This is a genomic window from Nocardiopsis sp. M1B1 (genome assembly GCF_052466615.1).
This window is the reverse complement of the sequence record NZ_CP196194.1, coordinates 2,467,522-2,487,355: the sequence shown is the minus strand read 5'-3', so window position 1 is coordinate 2,487,355 and position 19,834 is coordinate 2,467,522. Positions and strand designations below refer to the sequence as shown.

General features: G+C 71.8%; 2 protein-coding genes. Both read left to right on the top strand.

Annotated features, from left to right (window positions below):
• The first annotated feature begins 453 nt into the window (after positions 1 to 453).
• On the top strand, positions 454 to 18,615 hold the full coding sequence (locus tag ACSTA4_RS10660; protein WP_444963386.1) for an ADP-ribosyltransferase: 18,162 nt from the start codon (positions 454 to 456) through the stop codon (positions 18,613 to 18,615).
• Entirely contained in the window at positions 18,602 to 19,471 is an 870-nt protein-coding gene (locus ACSTA4_RS10655) for a hypothetical protein (RefSeq protein ID WP_444963385.1), read from the top strand. Before ACSTA4_RS10660 ends, ACSTA4_RS10655 begins: the two co-directional genes overlap by 14 nt.
• Positions 19,472 to 19,834: the final 363 nt, after the last annotated feature.

Genomic DNA, 19,834 nt, shown 5'->3' with positions numbered 1-19,834 from the left:
CGATCGCGGGCCCCATGCCCTCGCGCGATCCGCTCCGCACGCCGCCACCCCTTTCCGGGCACGGAAACCCTTCCGCGAACGCGGTGGACCGGGCCGGTCGGCACCGGCTCGCGGTCGGCGGCGCCGGGCCTTCGACCCGCCCCCACCAGGCCTCGCGTCCGCGCGCCGGAGCGGCCTCCCCGCGAGCCGACCCCCGACGCGAGGGGAACGGGAAGAGAATATCCACCCGGCTCCAGGAGAACCGTTGCGGAAATACTCAGCGCGCCAACGGGGTGGAACATGTTACAGAAAACTTCCGCCACCCCCATAGCCCGCCCGTGACCTCCGGCAATTCACCGGGGAACCCTTGGACGAGGGTTCCGTTCCGGGTAACGAACCACCGATTCGCGCGTTTTCTCCGGTGTTACCTTCGTGGCCGCGCAGCGGCACCAGGGGGTAGAGGGGGAGACGCGTATGCCGTTGGACCACAACATGTCCGACTCCTCACGCGGCGCGATCAAAGTCCTCACCGGCATCGAGGTCCCCAAAGCCGGACTGGCCACGCTGGGTCGCGGTTCGGAGGTCTACGCCGCCCTCGAAAAACGCATCCAGGCCCTGGACGACCTGTTCGACCTCAGCCGCGTCCACGCCCGACGCCACTTCGACGGCCGCACCGCCCGAAACTACGAACGCTCCCTGGACCAGTTCACCACCGGCGACAACGACTACGTCGGCTCCGCCCGCTCCAACGCCGCCACCATGTCCAGCGAACTCTTCAAGGCCCGCGCCAACGTCGAGTACATGCACATGATGGTCATCGGCCAGTTCGTCCAACTCCTGGCCGAGATCGCCTGGGCCATCGCCACCGCCAAGTTCACCTTCGGCGCCTCCTTGAAGTGGATCCCCATCTTCAAGGCCATCCGCAGCCTGGCCATGCGCCGCATCCTCACCTGGCTCCTCATCACCGTGCCCGGCCACCAGATCATCAGCCAGATCTTCGCCAGCATGGACAGCATCATCCAACGCATCCAGATCGGACGCGGCACCCGCCACCACAAAGACCCCAACCTCACCCGCAGCGCCCACATCGGCGCCACCATCGAAGGCGCCCTGTCCGCCGTCTTCTCCGCCGGACTCGACGGCCTCTTCAGCAAACAACTCACCGACCTGTTCAGCGACCGCGTCGCCCGCATCACCGACCTCCCCGACCCCCCGCCCCTGACCAGACCCGACCCCGAACCAGGGCCCGGCGGACCCCCCACCGGACCCCCCACCCGGGAGACCCCCGACGGGCCGCCCACCGGACCGCCCACCGGGCCCCCGCCCGACCCCAGAGGGCCCGTCAACGACACCCCGCCCCCCGGCAACCCCAACCGCGACACCGACACGCCACCACCGCCCGGCGGAGGACCCGACGGGCCGCCCACCGGACCGGTCAAGGACGACCCGCCGGCGACGAACCCCGACCGGGGACCGGACTCCCCCGCGCCCAAGGACACACCGGGCGCGGATCTGCCCGGGCCCTCGCTCAACAAGGACCTGGCCGAGGTCTTCGTCCGCCACAAGGACGAGTTCCTGGTCCCCTACAACCCCGCCAGCCCCATCGGCGCGGGTGTCTTCGACAACGCCGCGAAAGCAGCCGCCGCGCGCAACGAGTTCGGTGACCTGTTCGCCCGCCACTTCGGCGACCACATCGGCCAAACAGCAGCACGCGATCTGGGCCGCGACTACGCCGACACCCTCGCCCGCAACTGGACCGACCCCAACCTGGGCCAGCACCTGCGCGACACCATCGGCGACCGCCTGCCCCCCACCACCCGCGATCACCTCTCCGATGTGCCGGTCACCCTGCAACAACCCCTCAACGACTACTTCTCCAAGGCCAGCACCTACGCCCAGCAGACCGGCGGCAGCATCGGCACCGGAGCCCTGGAGGGCTACCTCGGCGAGGGCCTGGGCAGCATGGCCGACGGACGCGGCTGGGAGGCCTCCGTCTGGTCCGCCACCGCGGGCGCCTCCCAGGCGGGTATCCAGCAGGGGGCCACCGACGGCATCCTGCACGGCGCCGACCTGTTCAAGGACAAGGACAAACCCGACCTCGACACACCGCCGTCACAGCCCCGGACCGAAAGCAACGGCGCGGACGACCAGACGAACGTCCGCACCACGCCCCCGCCGGAAAGGCCAGCGGACACGGAGTCCCTGTACGACAGCGACTCCGACTACGACAGCGACACATCGTCCGTCTTCGACCGGGACGAGAACTCCTCGCCCTACGACAGCGACGACGAGACCTCGCTGTTCGACACCGACGAGACCGCCCCCCAGCAGGACACCACCGCCACCAAGGCGGACAAGGAACCCGGCCCCGACGCGCCCTCCGTCCCAGGGCCGAGGGACGAGCCGCGAGGAGCCGACTCCCCCGCCCCCAGATCCGGCGACGACCCCTTCCCGCCGGGCATGAACGACGGCCCCCTGAGCGTCAACTTCCTCAACGCCATCGTCCCCGACAACCCCATGGCAGCCGTGCCCCCCGGCGCCGAACAGGCCGCATCGGACACGGGGAACACCGGCGACCGCGACACCGCGAACCCGGCCGACCGCTCCGCTCCCGGACCGGAGCGGCAGCACGACCCCGCTCCCGCCGCCGTGGCGCCCCCGGTCGGCCAGGCGACTCCGCCACCCGCGTCCGCCCCGCAGAACCCGGCCCCCGACACCGGCCAGCGCTCCGCACCCACCGAACGCAGCGGCGGTGGACGTCCGTCCCCGAGCACCGGTGACGCCCGCACCCAGGACCCGTCCACCCGACAGACGACCGGCAACGGCCCCCAGATTTCCACGGAGAGCGCGCCTCCCGCCACGGAGACCGCGACCACCGGCGACACCACCGGGCAGGACGACCAGGTCACCTCGACGGACGAACAGCGGGCGACCCCCCACACCCCGACCGCCTCCGGCGCGCCCTCCCCTGCCGACGTCCCGCTGCCCCCGCCCCCCGTCACCGAGAGCGGGCAGCCCCAGGACACGGAGGACACCGGGCACAGCCCGTCCGAACGTGACGGCGAACGGCCCGAGGGCCGCGACGAGGACACCTCCCGCGACGACGACCGCTCCCGGGACGGCGAGAGGGACCGGTCCGGCGACGGAAACGAGCGATCGGGCGAGGAGAGCGGCGACCGCTCCGGAGACGGCGGGAACCGGGGCGACGGAGACCGCTCCGGGGAGGAGAAGGGCGACGGATCCGACGGCAAGGACAAGGACGGCGAACGCGCGGACGACGACGCCGAGTCCGCGCCCGAGGAGGAGTCCACCGACGCGAAGGACGGCCAGGAGCAGGGCGGTGAGCAGGCCCCCGAGGTCACCCCCGCCGAGACCGGCGTTTCGCGGGAACAGGAGACACCGCCGGACCCGCTGACCACCGGGACCGGGGAGACGGCGGAGGAGACGGTGCGCCCGCCCGCGCCGCCCGAGGCCGAGACGTCCGGAGCGGCCCTGCCCCGGAACACGGACGGTGTCCCGCAGGATCAGGAGACGCCGCGGCCCCGGCCGGAACCGCTCCCCGACGGGGAGGCCGGTCCGGAGCGGAACGGCTCTCCCTCTCCCTCCACCGTGGAGCCCTCAGCCACGGCCGACAGCCGGGAGACCCCAGCCCCGCCGACGGAGAACAGCGGGGCGCCGGTACCGGGCACCGGGGACGCCCCGCCCGCCGCCGAGGTCACGACGCCCGACACGACCGAGGGCACGCCGGTCCCCACGCAGCACACGGACACAGACGCTCCCGCGGACGCGGACGCGCCTCCGGCACCGTCCGCCGCCGGACCCGAGCGCGCGGCGGACAGCGGCTCCGGCACCCCCGGAGGGACGCGCACCGACCCCACCGCTTCCGGGATCGATCCGAGGGCCGACGCCCGCGCCGCGTCGGTCCTGGACCGCCTGCCCGAACTCACCCGGGCCCTCGCGGACAAGGACATTCCCAGGGCGCGGGCGCTGGGAGCCGAGTTCTGGAGGCTGCTGCGACCGGTCGACGGTCCGACCCCGGAGAACCGCTCCATCCGCGATGCACGCGAGCTGGCGCAGGCACTGGTGTACACCGTCTCCGACCCGTCGGACAGGCGCGTCCCGCTGAGCAGCGAGTCCGCCCCTCCCCAACGCGTCCAGGACGCCGAGGTCCTGGCCCGCGGCATCGACCGCCATCTCCGGGACCGCCACGACCCGGTCCGCGCCCGGCTCTGGCAGCCCGGCGGGCAGCTCACGACGGACTACGTCCGCTACGCGATGCAGGACCCCGCGGACCGGGGGCCCTTCCCCTACGGCGCACCGGACACGGTACAGACCGTCAACATGGCGCTGGTGGACGGCGACGGAGACGCATCGGCCTCGCAAGGACGGTCCGGGGAGTCGTCGGCGCCGGTCCGGACAACGACGGACACCGACGGCCCCGCCGCGTCCGGGACCGGGACGATCCGCCGACTGCCGACCGGTGCCGAAACCAATCGCTACGGCGACCTCCTGCACGACCCCGACTACAACCCCAACGCCTTCGACACGCTCCCCATCGCGACCCAGGACGCGGTCTTCTCCTACACCAGGTCCTCCTGGCTGAACAGCTTCGCGCGCCTGCACCCGTTGAACGAGGCGACGGTGCAGGCCGAACTGGACCGGATCCGGGAGGAGAGCCGGTCCCACCCCGGATGGCAGGTCTACGAGATCGGCGGCGGCCGGTGGCCCGACCTGGCACGGCTGGAGGAAGCCGTGGAGCGGGGCGGTCTGAGTCCCGAGCAGGAGCGGATCGTGCGAGGCGTCCTCGGCAACCCGTACCCGGAGGCGGCGCTGGAGAACCTCCGCGAACACGCCGGACGCGCGGGCCGGATCGCCGAATCCCTCGCCCTGGGCGGGGAACCGGCGCACTTCCCCGACGCCTCGGAAGCCCTGGCGTTGTTCCGACGCCTGGACCGCGCCACCGGCCAGCCCTTCCCCGAGGGTTTCGAGGCCGTGCGCGGCACGTACGAGTACCAGCACCTACTGGGCGAGGGCAACACCGATCCCCGCACCCTCGCGGGGACCACGCACGTGAGCCCGGGGTATTTCTCGGCCTCCCTCGGTACCGTTCCGTCCGCGTCGGGCGGCTCCCCCATCGACTTGATGCGGCTGACCGTGCCGGAAGGCTCCCGGGGGCTGTGGGTCGGCGACCGGAGCCACCACCCCCACGAGCGCGAGGTGATCCTCGCCCGGGGGACCCGCTACCGGATCACCTCGGTCGAGCCCTGGGGGAGGCACGGTTACCTCTTCCACGCCGAGATCCTGCCCCCCGCGCACGACGACGGGGGCGCCGCGGCGCCCCCGGCCTGGACGGGCGAGGTGCTGGACCGCATCGACCGGGCCCTGGACGCGGACGACACGGCAGCGGCCCTGGACGGGATACGCGGGGCGGCGGAACGCTTCACCGAGGACCTGGCATCCACTCTCCGGGATGCCGACGGCCCCGACCGGACCGCGACGATCGGCCGCCTCGAACAACTACGGGACGCGGCCGAGCATCTGGCGGACCGGGCCTCGGAGATCGCCGACACCGCCCCGGAGGCGGTCGCGGCCGCGGTCGACCTGGCCGCGGACCTCGCCGCCGCCGCGGAGAGCGTCGCCGCGCGCGGTGCCGCCGACGCGGCCGCGGCCCGGGACGGGGTCCCCGAGCCGTCCGAGGTGGACCCGGAGAACCCGGACCGGATCGCCGACGCCGCGCGAGAGCGAGACACGGCCCTCACAGGGGTCTCGGACGCCGACGCCGCGCGCGCCGACGCCGAACGCGCCTCCCACATCGCCTACGAGGCCGCCGACACCGCCGCCCGCACCGCACGGACCACCGGGCACGACACCGGACCCCGGGCCGAGGAGGCCCGCGCGGCCGCCCAGAGGGCGGACACCCACCGCCGCGACGCGATCACGGCCGCCGAGGAAGCGGCCGACCGGCACGGGCGCCTCGTCCACGACGTCAACGTGGCCGCGAGCATCGCCGTCGGTATCGCCCTCAGCGACGCGGCCGCCTCCCGCGGCGACGCCGCCGCGAGGGCGGCCGCACTCGACCGGGCACGATCCATCGCCGACCTGACCCCTCCGGGCTCCACGGCGCGCGCGAGACTGAACATGCGCATGAACGCGATGGGGCTCTCCGGCCCGGCCGGCTCCAACAACCCCTTCGTCTTCGCCTTGACCGACATCGCCGGAGAGGTACGGGACCCCGACGGGGACGACACCGGGACGAGCGGCGCCGACCTCGGCTCCCTGGCCCGCGGCCTGGGGCTGACCGGCACCGACGACACGGAGTCGGCCCTGTCGGAGGCACCCGGCCCCGTGACCGGCACACCCCAGAGCGACCGGACAGAGCGGAAGCCGGGGGCGGACCCCGCGGCGGACTCGCTCCCGGAAACGTTCCACAGCACCCCCAACACGCAGACCCCGCCCGTCCGGAGCGGACCGGTGACCGGGGAGGAGTCCTCCGAATCCGCGGCCGAACCGTCCCCGCAACCGGTTCCGACCCAGTCGGCGCCCGAACCGAACACGGGCACCGAGACCACAGGGGCCGCCCCTGCCGGCACCGACGTTTCGCGGGAACAGGAGACACCGCCGGACCCGCTGACCACCGGCACCGGGGAGACGACGGAGGAGACGGTGCGCCCGCCCGCGCCGCCCGAGGCCGAGACGCGCGTGCCCACGGAGGAGGCGCGGACCAGGAGCGGAGAACACGAGGAGGGCGCGCCTCCCCCGCCTCCCGCACCCGCTCCGACCGAGAACGACGGCACCGAACAGGAGCCGTCGGTGCGGCCCGTCGACACCGACGTCACGGACACGGAGCAGGCACCACCGCCGTCCCCACAGCACAACACCACCACAGAACCCGTCGAGACGGTGGACACCACCGGCACAGAGCAGCCTCCGCTGTCCCCGCAGGAGGACACCGGCACCACCACGCACACCGAGGGCACGGAGCAGCTTCCGCCGCCCCAGCAGCAGAACACCGACACAACCACGCGCACCGCGAACCCCGAGGGCACGGAACAACCTCCGCTGTCCCCGCGGGAGAACACCGAGGGCACGCACACCGAGGGCACGGAGCAGCTTCCGCCGCCCCAGCAGGAGAACACCGACGCCACCACGCACATCGAGGACACGGAGCACGCGCCACCACCGTCCCCGCAGCACGAGCACGACACCACCACAGAGCACGTCGAGACGGTGGACACCACGGGCACGGAACAACCTCCGCCGCCCCAGCAGGAGAACACCGACGTAATCACGCACACCACGCGCACCGAGGAGACGGAACGCACGCCCCCTCCCCCGCTTCCGGAGGAGGACTCCCGCACCACCACCGACGGCACGGAGACGGAGCTCCCGCAGACCGACACCGGCGACACCCGGCGACGCGAGGAGCCCCCGCCGCGGAACTACCCGGGTACCGTGCAGCCGGTCCGAACGGACAACCCCTACGACCTCGGCTACCTGCTGACGTCCAACCTGGTCAACTCCAGCATGATCCACGCCGAGCACCTGCGTTCGTTCGTGGACGACACCCTCACCAACGACGCCGGACACGTCGACGCCACGGTGCGCGACACGGTCAGGGAACGGATCGACGCCCAGGTGCGCGAGCAGACGGGCGTGTTCTTCCAGCCGGAGGGGTTCTCCACGACGGTCAACGGGGCCGACGGCTCCACGTGGCAGGCGAAATTGCGGCTGAACCCCTCACGTGGGGGTTTCCACCACGCGCCCACCCAGCCGAAGGAGGGCTCGGCCCCCACGGACCTGAAGCTGGTGGACGAGGCCGGGGAGGCCAACCCGGCCGAGGGCAGCGGCAGCCACGGCGGCACCAAGTTCATCGGAATGGGGTTCCAGGTCTCCCCCCTGCTCCTCGGGACGGTGGGCGGCGCCGACATCGGCCCCCGCTTCACGTTCAGCTTCTCGGGGGGAACACGCCAACGGCAGACCGTGGACACGGCGGTCAGCCTCCACGACGGCTACAGCAGCTACGAGATCAAGGGCAAGCCCGAGGTCTACGCCTCCGACCTGACCATGTCCTTCGAGCTGACGCCCGTCCACGTCCCCCCGAGGCAGGCCCCGGCCAGCGGCACCACCCCGGCCGACAACACCAACACCGCTCCGAACAACACCGTCCCCGCCGACAACACCAACACCACCCCGAACAACACCACCCCGCCGGACCGGCCCGTGAACTCCCGGGCCGAGTCCGACAACGGGGTGATCCTGGTCCTTCCGGGCGAGGTCTCGGCCAACACCGGTCCGGAGACGATCCGCCTGCGCGACCCATTCGCGACCCAGGACCACCAGCGCGGCCGGAACAACGACCACAGGCCCGTGGGACCGCACGCGGACAAGGGCCACCCCGTGTCGGTGGGCGACATCCGACTGAGCGACGGGTCCTCCGACAAGTCCTTCTCCGACTGGATCGCCGACCACCTGTGGTCCCCGGAGCAGGACCGCGGGTGGTGGAAGTCCGCGGTCGACAAGGTGACGCCCGGGTTCGTCGACAGGCGCAGGCAGCAGAAGCTGGACGCCTTCCACGACCAGGTCGGGGGGACCTTCTCCAAGAAGTCCGTCCGCAACAACCTGCCGGAGATGACCTCGGCACCCGCGGTCTTCACGGTCACCGACCCCTCGGGCAGGCCCCGGCTGGTGAGCATCCAGTCCGTGCCCACCGCCTACGACGCCAAGTCCCACACCATCCCGCCCGCGAAGTACATCAAGGGCAACAAGGCCGAACGCGAGAGCGGGAGCTCCGTCCGGCACAGCGACTTCCTCGGCGGCACCCTGGGCGCGGGCGTCAGCGTCGACGCGGGGGCCGTGGGCGGCACCCACAAGGCCCGTGTGGACGCGTTCGCCGTGGAGGGGGGTGTGCGGGGCCGGTCGACCGCGGAGAGTGCGCAGGTGTCGTCGGGAGCGGTCAACCGCATGAACTACGGCAAGACCGAGTCGTCCGCCTACGACGTGCAGCGCAACTACTACGTGCACTTCGACGGCGAATCCGAGGTGTACCGCTTCCAGGGCGACACCGTCGAGATCCTCACCGTCCAGGAGGCCCGCATCCTGAACGGGGACGAGCCCTCGGACAAGGTGCCCGCGCCCCCGGCCCCCGTTCGGACCGAGGGGAGCGGCACGGCGCCCGGGACGGTGAACCCTCCCGGCACCACGGGGAACCAGCAGCCCGGGAACACCGGGGACCGGCAGCCCGACACCACCGAGGGCCAGCAGACCGGGACCGACGGGAACCGGAACGCACCGGACGGCGAGGACCGGAACCGGAACACCGGAACCGAGGAGCGCGGCCAGCAGCGGGAGAACGCCCCGGAACAGGAACGACCGCCCGGGCAACAGCCCCCGGAGGGGCGCCCCGAGACCCTGCGGCCTCCCCGCCCGAACCTGGCCCAGGAGAACCCGGTCACCTTCCACGGGGCCGTGCCCCGCGACTTCACCTGGCCCGACGGCAGCCAGTACCGCGACGTCGACGGGCAGCAGCGCAGCATCTACCAGCACATCGCGCACCAGGTGCTGACCGGGCTGGCCGACAAGCTGCCCGGCATAGTCCTGCCCGACATGGCCCGCGACCCGAAGAACTTCGCCAAACGGCCCGGCCACGAGAACAGCGGCCCGTTCACCGGTTCCACGCGCGAGCACCGCCCCTTCCGGCGCGACCACGAGATCGCCGTCTTCAACACGCACAGGATCATCGACGCGATCGCCGCGTCCGAGTTCAAGAGCGGCACGGACGGCCTGACACTGCACGGCCAGCCCGTCCACCTGATCGACACGGGAAGGTTCGACCCCAGCGCGCTCTTCAAGTCCGGCCAGAAGGTGATGCGCTCGCCGTTCGTCGCGGTACGCGTCAGCGCGGACTTCTCCTCGCTCAGGCACGCGGGAGAGACCACGAGGGGCACCGGAGGCGAGTACTCGGGCTCGTCCGAGATCAGCACCGCGGACGGCTCGCAGAAGCGCAAGACGGTCCGGTTCTCCTCCGGCGGCTACATCCGCCGGATCGACGCCGTCGACGCGGCCGACAACCCGAGCGACGGCGGCGTGTTCTCGGTCTCCCTCCAGCTGAACGACACCAAGGGGAAGAGCCGGGGCCTGGGCATGAAGACCCAGAGCGAGAGGACCATCCAGTACGCGGAGGACTCCAGCGTCTGGAACTCCGGGGTCCGGTTCAAGGCGAGGCTCTACCAGGACGACGACCTCGGCATGGTCCTGGGCGGCGACACACCGCTGGCCGAACGCGGACAGGACCTGCTCAGCGGACCGATCCACGCGATGGCCACGATGGACACGGCCAAGGCGGTGCCGGGCGGGGAACGCGGCGGCAGGAACGGCACCGCCTCCGCGCCGCAGGTCACCCGGATCCGGCCGATACCGGTCGACCGGGCCCAGGAGATGATCGACGGCCCCACGAGGCCGACGCCGGACAGGGTCCGCAAGACGCGCGACCTGACCGGCGGTGTCAAGAGGCTGTTCGGCGGAGGGCAGAGCCAGCGCCCCCGGGCCGAAGAGGGCACGACCCCTGCGCCGAACACGCAGACCGCGCAGACCAACGGCCAGCAGAACAACACCGGGCAGCAGAACACCGGCTCCCAGACCGGTGACGGTCAGCGGACACCCGCCCCCGACACCAACACCAACACCAACACCAACACCAACACCAACACCAACCAGCCGAACACCGGAACCGCGCAGACCACCACCCCGGCGCCGAACACCGAGACCGCGCCGAACACGGAAACCGCGCAGACCTCCGAGGCCGCGCAGACCACCACCGGCCAACAGAACACCGACACCGCTGCGGACACCACCGGGCAACAGGACACCGGCTCCCAGAACGACGGCGTCCGGAGACCGCCGACGACGGAAACCAACGGCGACGTCCGGACACCACCGGCGACGGAAACCACCGGCGACACCACGGGACAGCAGAACACCGACACCGCCCCGGCGCCGAACACCGAGACCGCGCAGACCACCAGCGGACAGCAGAACCCCGCGGAGAACGCCCCCGACACCCGCCCCGTCGAACAGCGCCGTGCCGAGAAGCTCCGCGACACCCCCACCACCGTCGAGAACGTCAACACCCGGTTCAACACGGGCGACGGCAACCGGGTGAGCAGCCTGCTCGAAGCCACCTACGAGAGCTTCTCCTCCATCGCGCCCTGGGAGAGGGGCACGGGCGGCCAGCGCCCCTCCAGGGGACTCGGCTTCGAGCGCAAGCTGCGGCACTTCCTGAGGCGGGGCGAGGGAAGCCGACGGTTCTACGAGAACGCGCTCTCCCCGGAGAATCTCGCGGACAACCCGGCGGCGCGCTCCTCCGGCGGCGCGCGCACCCGCACGGAGACGAGCGGTGGCCTGCTCTCCCCGATGCACCTCCGCACGACGTCGTCCACCCGGTTCGACATCGACTCGGTCGACCGCTTCGAGCAGTCCGACGGCGCGGTCGTCTTCAAGAGCAAGAACACCCTGGAGACGTTCTCCAGGGACGGGAAGAGGACCGACCTGACCCTCCTGGCCACGGGCGGCGGCCGGGTCAACCCCAACCCCATCCAGCCTGCCGAGCAGCCCGCGGGCGGGACCGCGCCCGCGCCCAACTCCGCGAGCGCCCCCCTGATCCAGCTCGGCCCCTCCGCTGGCAAGAGCCTGTTCGACCGCTACACCATGACCAAGCCCACGTCGAGGTTCAACGAGTCGGTCGAGTTCCACCCCAAGATCCCGATGTCGTACTCCTACTCGGCCTCGGGGCGCATCACGCAGGCGCTGGAGTTCGTCAAGAACTGGAGCATCGGGCCGACCTTCCCCCGCTCCGCGCGTTACCGGGGGTGGCAGGCCGACTCCGACAACCTGGAGACCGGGCTGATCCACATCCGCGACGCCCACGCGTCGGGCATGGTCGAGGACAAGGTTGAGGAGGTCGACGGCGGGCTGGTCCGCTCTCCCCAGCCGGAGCCGGAGACGCCCGGGTCCGTGAGACCGCGCCCGGGTTTCGAGGACTCCGGCATGATGCTCGACCCGGTCAACCCCGACGAGGCCATCCAGAGCCTCGTCGACGACCTGGCCTCGCAGGGCTGGCAGCTGACCAAGGGCAGCCGGGAGATCATCCTGAAGGCCCTCGACTCCCACACCGGGCTCAACCCCAACACCGGGGTGCCGGTGACGGTGAAGATCAGCCCCATCGACCACTCGATCGGGAACCTCAACGCCCCGACGACCGCGCCGCTGTCCCTGGACGCCACCGTGAAGCTGCGGCTGGACAGGAGCAACGCGAAGGTCGAGTACCTGGGCGGTAAGACGGAGTACCGCCAGCGCCAGGGTTCGGAGGAAGGGGACAGGCTCCAGCAGGGCAACGAGAGCTCCGCCTTCCAGGGAGCCCACGGCTCACTCCTGACACCGCTGCCCCAGTCGGGGGGCGACCAGCCCGGGGGCACCCCCCCGTCGAGCCGCCCCTACCTGATGGGCCTGCAGGGCGACGGCACCACGACGAACGCTCACGGCGAGGGCGGGGTCGTCCGGGACACGGACAAGCGCTCCACCCAGCTGACCATGGAGACGCCCTACGCGCGGGTGTCGTCGGACACCATGCTGACGCTCGACCTGCACATCTCGGAGAAGCAGGGCACGGCCAACTCCCTCCTGGGGGAGACCCCGGGCTCGCGCACGCGCGACTTCACCGGCACGGGGAACTCGGGCCGGGCGCAGGAGATGTACCCGGCCTTCTCCCTCGACCTGGGCAACGAGGCGGGCACGACCCGGGGGAACGACAACCCCCAGACCTCCACCGACGGAAACAACAACCCCCGCACCACCCCCGAGGGAAACAACACCCCCCGGACGACCACCGAGGGCGACAACAACCCCCGCGCCACACCCGAGGGCAGCGACACCACCCGCAGCACTCCCGAGGGAAACAACGCCCCCCAGACGACCACCGACGGAAACAGCGTCCCCCGCACCACTCCCGAGGCCGCCAACACCACCCAGACGACCGCTCAGGGCAACAACAGACAGCCCGGCGGGCAGCGGACGGGGAACCAGCCCGCGCCGGAGAACCCCTCCAACGACAACCACGCCTCGCTGACCGACATGGCGCGCTCCCTGACACGCGACATGGATCCGCGGACCCGAGACGCCTTCAACGACGCCGTGACCCTGCTCGCCTCCGTGGAGAACAAGGGCAAGGACGTCCTCGACCTCGGCCGGATCGTCCTGGCGAAGTCGTTGGGCTGGAACCCGCCCGCGGACTCGGTCCACGACGGGCGCTACACCCAGGAGGCCATCGAGAAGGCGGCCGGCTACGCGGCGGACAAGCTCAAACTGAACTCCCGCAACAACGCCATCGACCACGCGCTCACCGAACTCGGCATCAAGGCCTCCTTCGCCGAGGCCAGTTCGGAGACGGGCGCCGAACTGCCCGAGTTGGGCGCGACCACGTGGATGATGCGTGCCATACCCCACCCGGAGACGGCGCAGATCAAGGACTACAACCCGAGCATGCGCCTGACCGACTCCTCGGAGACGAGCAGGACCTTCTCCCCGTTCCACAACGAGTCGTCCACGACGACCATGGGTTTCGAGGCGCGCCCCTCCGGACGCACCGGAACGGGACCCCCGACGACGGCCACCCACTACGGCGCGGCCAACAACACGGGATCGTCCACCTCGGGAGGCGACACCGCACGGGGGAGCAGGCCGAAGGAGCCTCCCCACTCCGACCGCGTCCGAACCGGCCCCGGCTACCTGGTGGAGATGGACACCGACGTGTTCATCGGGGCCAGGAGCGAGCTGAGCGGCCCCTGGTACAAGCGCTCAGCGCGTTACGTCGGGGACAAGGCCGCGTCCGCGGGCCGGGCGGTGCGCGGCGCCTTCGGCGGACGGAGCACCCCCTCGTCCGTCCCGACCCGCCCCGCCCGGTGGCAGCAGGGCCAGACCACCGTGAAGACGACCCGGTGGGTCTCCCACGGCGACGCGGTGAGGATGGGCGTCATCACGCCCGACCACGCCACCCGGATGGCCCCCCTGACCGAGCGTTTCGCCCGGATCCAGAAGGCGCTCGGAGACGCGGAGAAGGCCTACCTCGACGCGCGCTGGCCTCTGGACCAGGCGGCCTCCGACCGTATCGCCGCACCCGACGACCCGCAGGTCCGGGATCGTTACAGGAACCTGGAGGACGCCTACGAGGACCGGCGGCAGGACTTCGAGGAGGCGGTACGCGACTGGGTGACGGCGCTCCGGGAACTGCGTGACGGCCTGGGCGACCTGTCGTCCCTGCCCAGGCCGCGCACCGCGACCGCACCGGACCTCGACACCATCCAGGAGGAACCGCCTCCTCCCCCGGCTCCGCAGCGGAACGCCGACGACCCCGCAGCCGACCCCGAGGCCATCGAGTTGCCCGAACGGAACAACCGGCAGCCCGGGCAGGAGGGCCGACAGCCCGAGCGGGGCACCCGACAGCCCGGCACCGCCCCGAACCTCATGGACACCCTCGGCGCGGACCTCAACATCCGGCCGCGGGAGGCCGCGCCGGAGGAAGCGCCTCCCCAGACCCCGCAGCGGAACACCCCGGACACCGCGACCACCGAGCTGACCGGGACCCGTCGCGGCCCCGCCCCGGAGCGCGTCGACGACCCCGCCGACAGGTACACGGCGAACGACGAGGAGAACCTGTACGACGCCACCGACCAGGAGTCCAGCGACGAGGAGGAGGCGCCGCGCGTCCGTTGGCTCGACAGGCACTACCCGGAGGCGGCCTCGCTCAGCGAGGAGGAGCGCACAGAGCTGATGCGGTCGCTCATGGAACGGTCCCTGGCGGTGGGCCCGCCCGTCCCCGAAGGGTTCCGGTACGACATGGACCTGGGCGGGCCCGACGACGTCGCCTGGCTCCAAACCCAGAGAGCACAGGGCTTTCCCTGGGAGTCCGACACCACCGTCCCGCCCGGGCCCTCAACGGTCCCGAGCGCACCGCAGCAACAGGACCGGCCCGTCGAAGGCCAGGACCAGCGGCCGCAGCCGACGCCGTCCGAAGAGGACGCGCTGGCCCAGGGCGCCGAGGACGCGGTGTCCACCTTCGACGGGCAGCGCCTCCCCCTCCACACGCGGACCGAACCCGACCACGACACCCTCCCCCAGCCGGACCAGGACACCCTCTCCGAGGTGTCCTCAGTGGACTCGGACACGCTCAGGGACATGCGGCTGCGGCTGGAGCGGCTGATGTCGTCGGACCCGGCCCCCTCCGAGGGCGACCAGCCGTCCCCAGCCGCCACCGGTCTGACGGGCGACCGCGTCCAGCAGCGCTCCCCCGACCAGACGGAGCCGCAGGGGCTGGAGGATTGGCTCCGTACACGTAGGGACCAGGACGGACAGCAGCCGCTGTCCACCGAGGCGCCGCAGAGCGTGATACACGTCAGCCAGCTGAACCGTCACCCCGAGGCGTCATCCACCGGCCCCGGAGACGAACGCGCTCCCCAGCCGCCGGAGACCGACCCCGCACCGGAGGGACAGCGCTCCCCCGACCGGATCGAGACCGACCGCGCTCCCGAGGACCGGCCCGCCCTCCGCCGTCCGCAGCCCCGTGTCCTGCGCGTCCCCTCCGCAAACCCGGACCGGAACGAGTGGAACAACCGGCTCCAGGCCATCCAGGACTGGCGGACCAACTGGGAGCACGAGGCGCGGACACCGGAGGAGAGGGAGCGTCTACGAGAGGACTGGAGGGCCAAGTGGTCGCTACCGGCGACGACTCGGCCGAGCGGGAACGGAACCTCCCAGGACGACACCGGCCCGACGGACGGCCACAGTCCCCAGCGCTCCCCTGGCCAGACCGAGGCGGATCGCGCCCCGGAGAGCCAGCCAGCCCCGAGAACGGAGACCGCCCCTGCCGGGGAGGAACCGCGCTCCCCCGCCCAGGCCGAGACGAACCCGGATCCCCACAGCCCGCCGCAGAGCCAGGCGACCACGCAACCGACCCGACCGTCCCCTGAACAGACCCCCACCGCCCGAACCCGACCGGCCACCGAGGAAACCTCCAGCCCCCAGACCCAACCGGCACCCGAACAGACCCCCGCCCCCCAGCCCCTCACCCGGAACCGGGACGACGAGGGTTCCTCCACCCCGCCCCGGGACCGCGCGGACACCTCCCGGCAGGAGGGAACCGCGCCCCCGGCGGAACAGACTCCCCCGGCCTCCGATCCGGCGTCCGACCTGTTCGCGTTCTTCGAGCAGGAGCTGAACGGTCCCGCGAACAGCGGCGACGACCGCTCCGCGCAGGACACCACGCACACCCCCTCCGGGCAGGAGACGGCCACCGGTCCCGCCCCGACCGCCGCCGACGACGAGGGCCAGAAGACCCCGGCCCCCGAGACAGCGCCCGCGGTGACCGAGCCCGCCCCGTCCCGGAAGCAGCCCGAGCCCGAGGACGGGGAGACGGCGAAGGACCCCGATCACACGCAGGACGAGAAGAAGGAGGAGGAGAAGGACACCGAGGAGGAGACCGAGGACGCCCCCACCGACACCAAGGACCAGCGCAAGGACGAGGGCGACGACGGCGGTCCCGACAAGGACGGCTCCGGGGGGAGGAGCGGAGACCGGACCGGCGGCAACGGAGGCTCCGGCCAGGACCGCTCCGGAGGCGGAGGCGAGCAGGGCGGCAGCGGTGGCAGCGACAGGACCGGTGAGGGTGACCGTTCGGCCGACCGCTCCGGGAACCGGGACCGTTCCGAGGAGAAGGACCGCGGGAAGCAGGAGGAGGACCGCTCCCCGCATGGAGGCCGACAGGGCGGCACGAACCACGGCCGCGGGGGGAACCCGGCCCGTCCCGAGACCGACCCCGACGCGGACCCGGTTCCGGACCTGATCCCGGACACCGACTCGGACGGCTACGACAGCGACGACGACCTGCCCCTGTACGACGTCCCCGACACACCGGTACAGCGGCCCCGCGGATCGACGTTCGACGAACCGCGGGTCCGACCGCCGCGTGACGAGGACGGTTCCCCCTCCGACTCCGTGGACCCGAAGTCCCCGGACAAGGAGAACGGCTCCCCCGACGCCCTCGGCGCCAAGCCCTTCCCCTACGACTTCCCGGGGCTGCTCAACCCCGAGTCCGGCTTCGACCAGCCGCTGCCCAGCTCGATGACCGACCTGCTGGTCATGCCCGTGTTCGGGGACAACGGCCGCTCGGGGGACCCGCAGGGTGACCCGCCCCGCAACCCGTGGGGAAACAACCAGGCGCCTTCGAGCACACCCGCCGACTCCGCCGACCGGGACGGCGACGAGCGACCCCGCGGACGCGGCGGCAGCCGAGGCGGCGAACGCGGGACCAGCCGGGGCGGGCGCGGCGGCAGCCTCCCCTTCCGTGACCGGGGCGGGCGCGGCGGTCCTCCGCCCGCGTCCGGACCGGCACAGTCACCCGCCCGGAGCGGCGACGCCCCCCGGCCCCCCGTGGCGGGCGCGAGCGACCAGCCCTCCGCCAGCGCGCCCCCGCGCTCCGTCTGGGGCGGCGGCGCCTCCCAACGCCTCTTCGGCGACACCGGCACCCCGCAGCCCACCGGCACGCCCCCGAACCCGACATCGAAGACCACCCAGACCCCTGCGGCGCCCAGCGGCGACCAGCCCACCGCGCCCGCCCCCACCAGTTCCCAAGGCGGCGACCAGCCTCCCGCCAGCGCGCCCCCGCGCCCCGCCTGGGGCGGCGGCAACACCTCCAAGAACCTCTTCGGCGACACCGGCGCCCAGCGCCCCGGACCGATGGCCGACCCACCACCGGCCGCCCGAAGCAGCAGCACTCCCGCCCTCAGAGGCGACCCCGACTCGGCCATCAACCGCTTCGGTCTCGAGAACACGACCACGGAGAACCACCTCCTCTCCCGTAACCTCACAGACGGAAGAATCCTCGGAAAAATCCCCGACTCACGCGTCACAAAAGACAGCACAGGAAAAATCGTCACCGTCGACGGGAAACCCCTGGAAGAATTCCAGTTCAATCTCGTGGACGCACGCGCCCAAGAGGTCCGTGACCTACTCGAAAACCAGACCAAGGTCAAATTCGACCTCGCCAACCAGCCATGGTGGAAACCCGGACGCGACGGCATGACCACCCTCAACGAAAACGATCTGGGAGGAGAAGCGGGAGCGGTGAACTCCATCGTCGTCGACAGAGTGAGCGGACTCGTCGCAGAAGGCATGAACGGAAGGAAGGGCGCCTCGCTCATCCCGACGAACAGACTGCACTCAGAAATCACCAGAAGAATCAACGCGATGCGTGAAGCCGGGCCCTACGAGATATACAGGAACAAGAGGCCCACCGGACAGATGAACCCCCACCCCATGGCGGACGCCCCCCATCGCCACGCCGAGATCAAGGCGATCAACGCACTGCTCAGAGCCAGGAACAACGCCAGGATCAGCGACTTCCAGATCGACAACCTGTTCACCCTCAAAATGGACCCCTGGGAGCGCGAGGGCTGCCCGTGCTGCGCGAACTGCACCCGGATCACCTGGGGAGCACCCGCACCGCGCTCCGGAAAATCCACCTACGCCTCCGGCCACCCCGACCGCAGAGTGGTGGACACCGATTGGACTCCCCCTTATGCGCAGGGTTGACCACAGGGAACTCGAATTCCCGGAAGGAGGAAGGACAACGCTCCTCGGCCGTCCCTTCACCGGACAAGCCATCACCGAAGGAACAACCGGAACCAGCGCCCAGACGTTCATCGAGGGCATCGAGAGCGGACCCGAACTCTCCTGGCACAACGACGGACAGCTCCTCTCCCTGAACCACACCTCCCCCGGAGGGATGCCCGTAGGACCACTGCACCACTGGGACACCGAAGGCAGACTCACGTACGAACACGTCAACGACCCGTTCGCGAACCAGCGCGTCATCCGCAACTGGGATACCTCAGGCCGCCTCATCAGCGAGGAACGACACCAGAGGCTGTTCGCCTCCCACGATCCCCGCACCGGCCGGAAAGTGTTCCTGGCCTGGCACCGACTACGGGTCTCCTCGGCCATGCGCCACCCCGCCCACCAGGAACTCCTGGTCGTGCCCGACGTCAACGACCTCACCGTCGAAGACGTGGAGGGGCTCGGCCGCCGGGTCCTGTACGACGGCGCGCCCTTCACCGGGGAGGCCGTCACCCGCGACCGCCACGGCAGGACCGAGATGCACACCTTCGTCGAGGGCGTCGAGGACGGCCCCACCCTGACCTGGGCGCCCAGCGGCAAACTCGTCATCCAGGGAATCACCCAGCGCCCCCACGGCCCCGTCGGCCCCTGGCACCAGTGGGACGAACAGGGACGCCTCCTCCGCGAGGTCGTCCACGACGCCCTGGGCAACCGCATCATCGTCCGCCAACTCGACGAGGCCGGAAACATCGCCCGCGAGGAGCGCAGACCCCCCGCACGCCTGGCCCGCGACCCCGAAACCGGCCGGGAGCACCCCGCCCCCTGGCTCTGAAAGGCGCGGCGGGGCTCCCGTACCGGGGCCGCGGAGCCGCGTACCCGCCTCCGTGGAGCCCGCTCCGGAGGAAACGACGCGGACCGGTCACCGGACGCTCATGGAACGTACACGGGAAACCGAGTACGCTACCGCAGTCGGCCCTCCCGTCCGAGGCCCCGGCCGCACGGACGGCGGCCCCCACGACGACGGTCGCGGCCCCGTCCCCCGCGCGGAAGGCCCCCACGGCACGGCGACGGGCGACCCCGCCCCGGCAGACGGCCCCGAACGGCTGCCGCCCGGGGCCCGGAACGTCCCGGGGCGGCCCGCGCGATGACCACAGGGGTTCGCCGGGACGCACCCGTCGGGACTGGAGAGGGGATC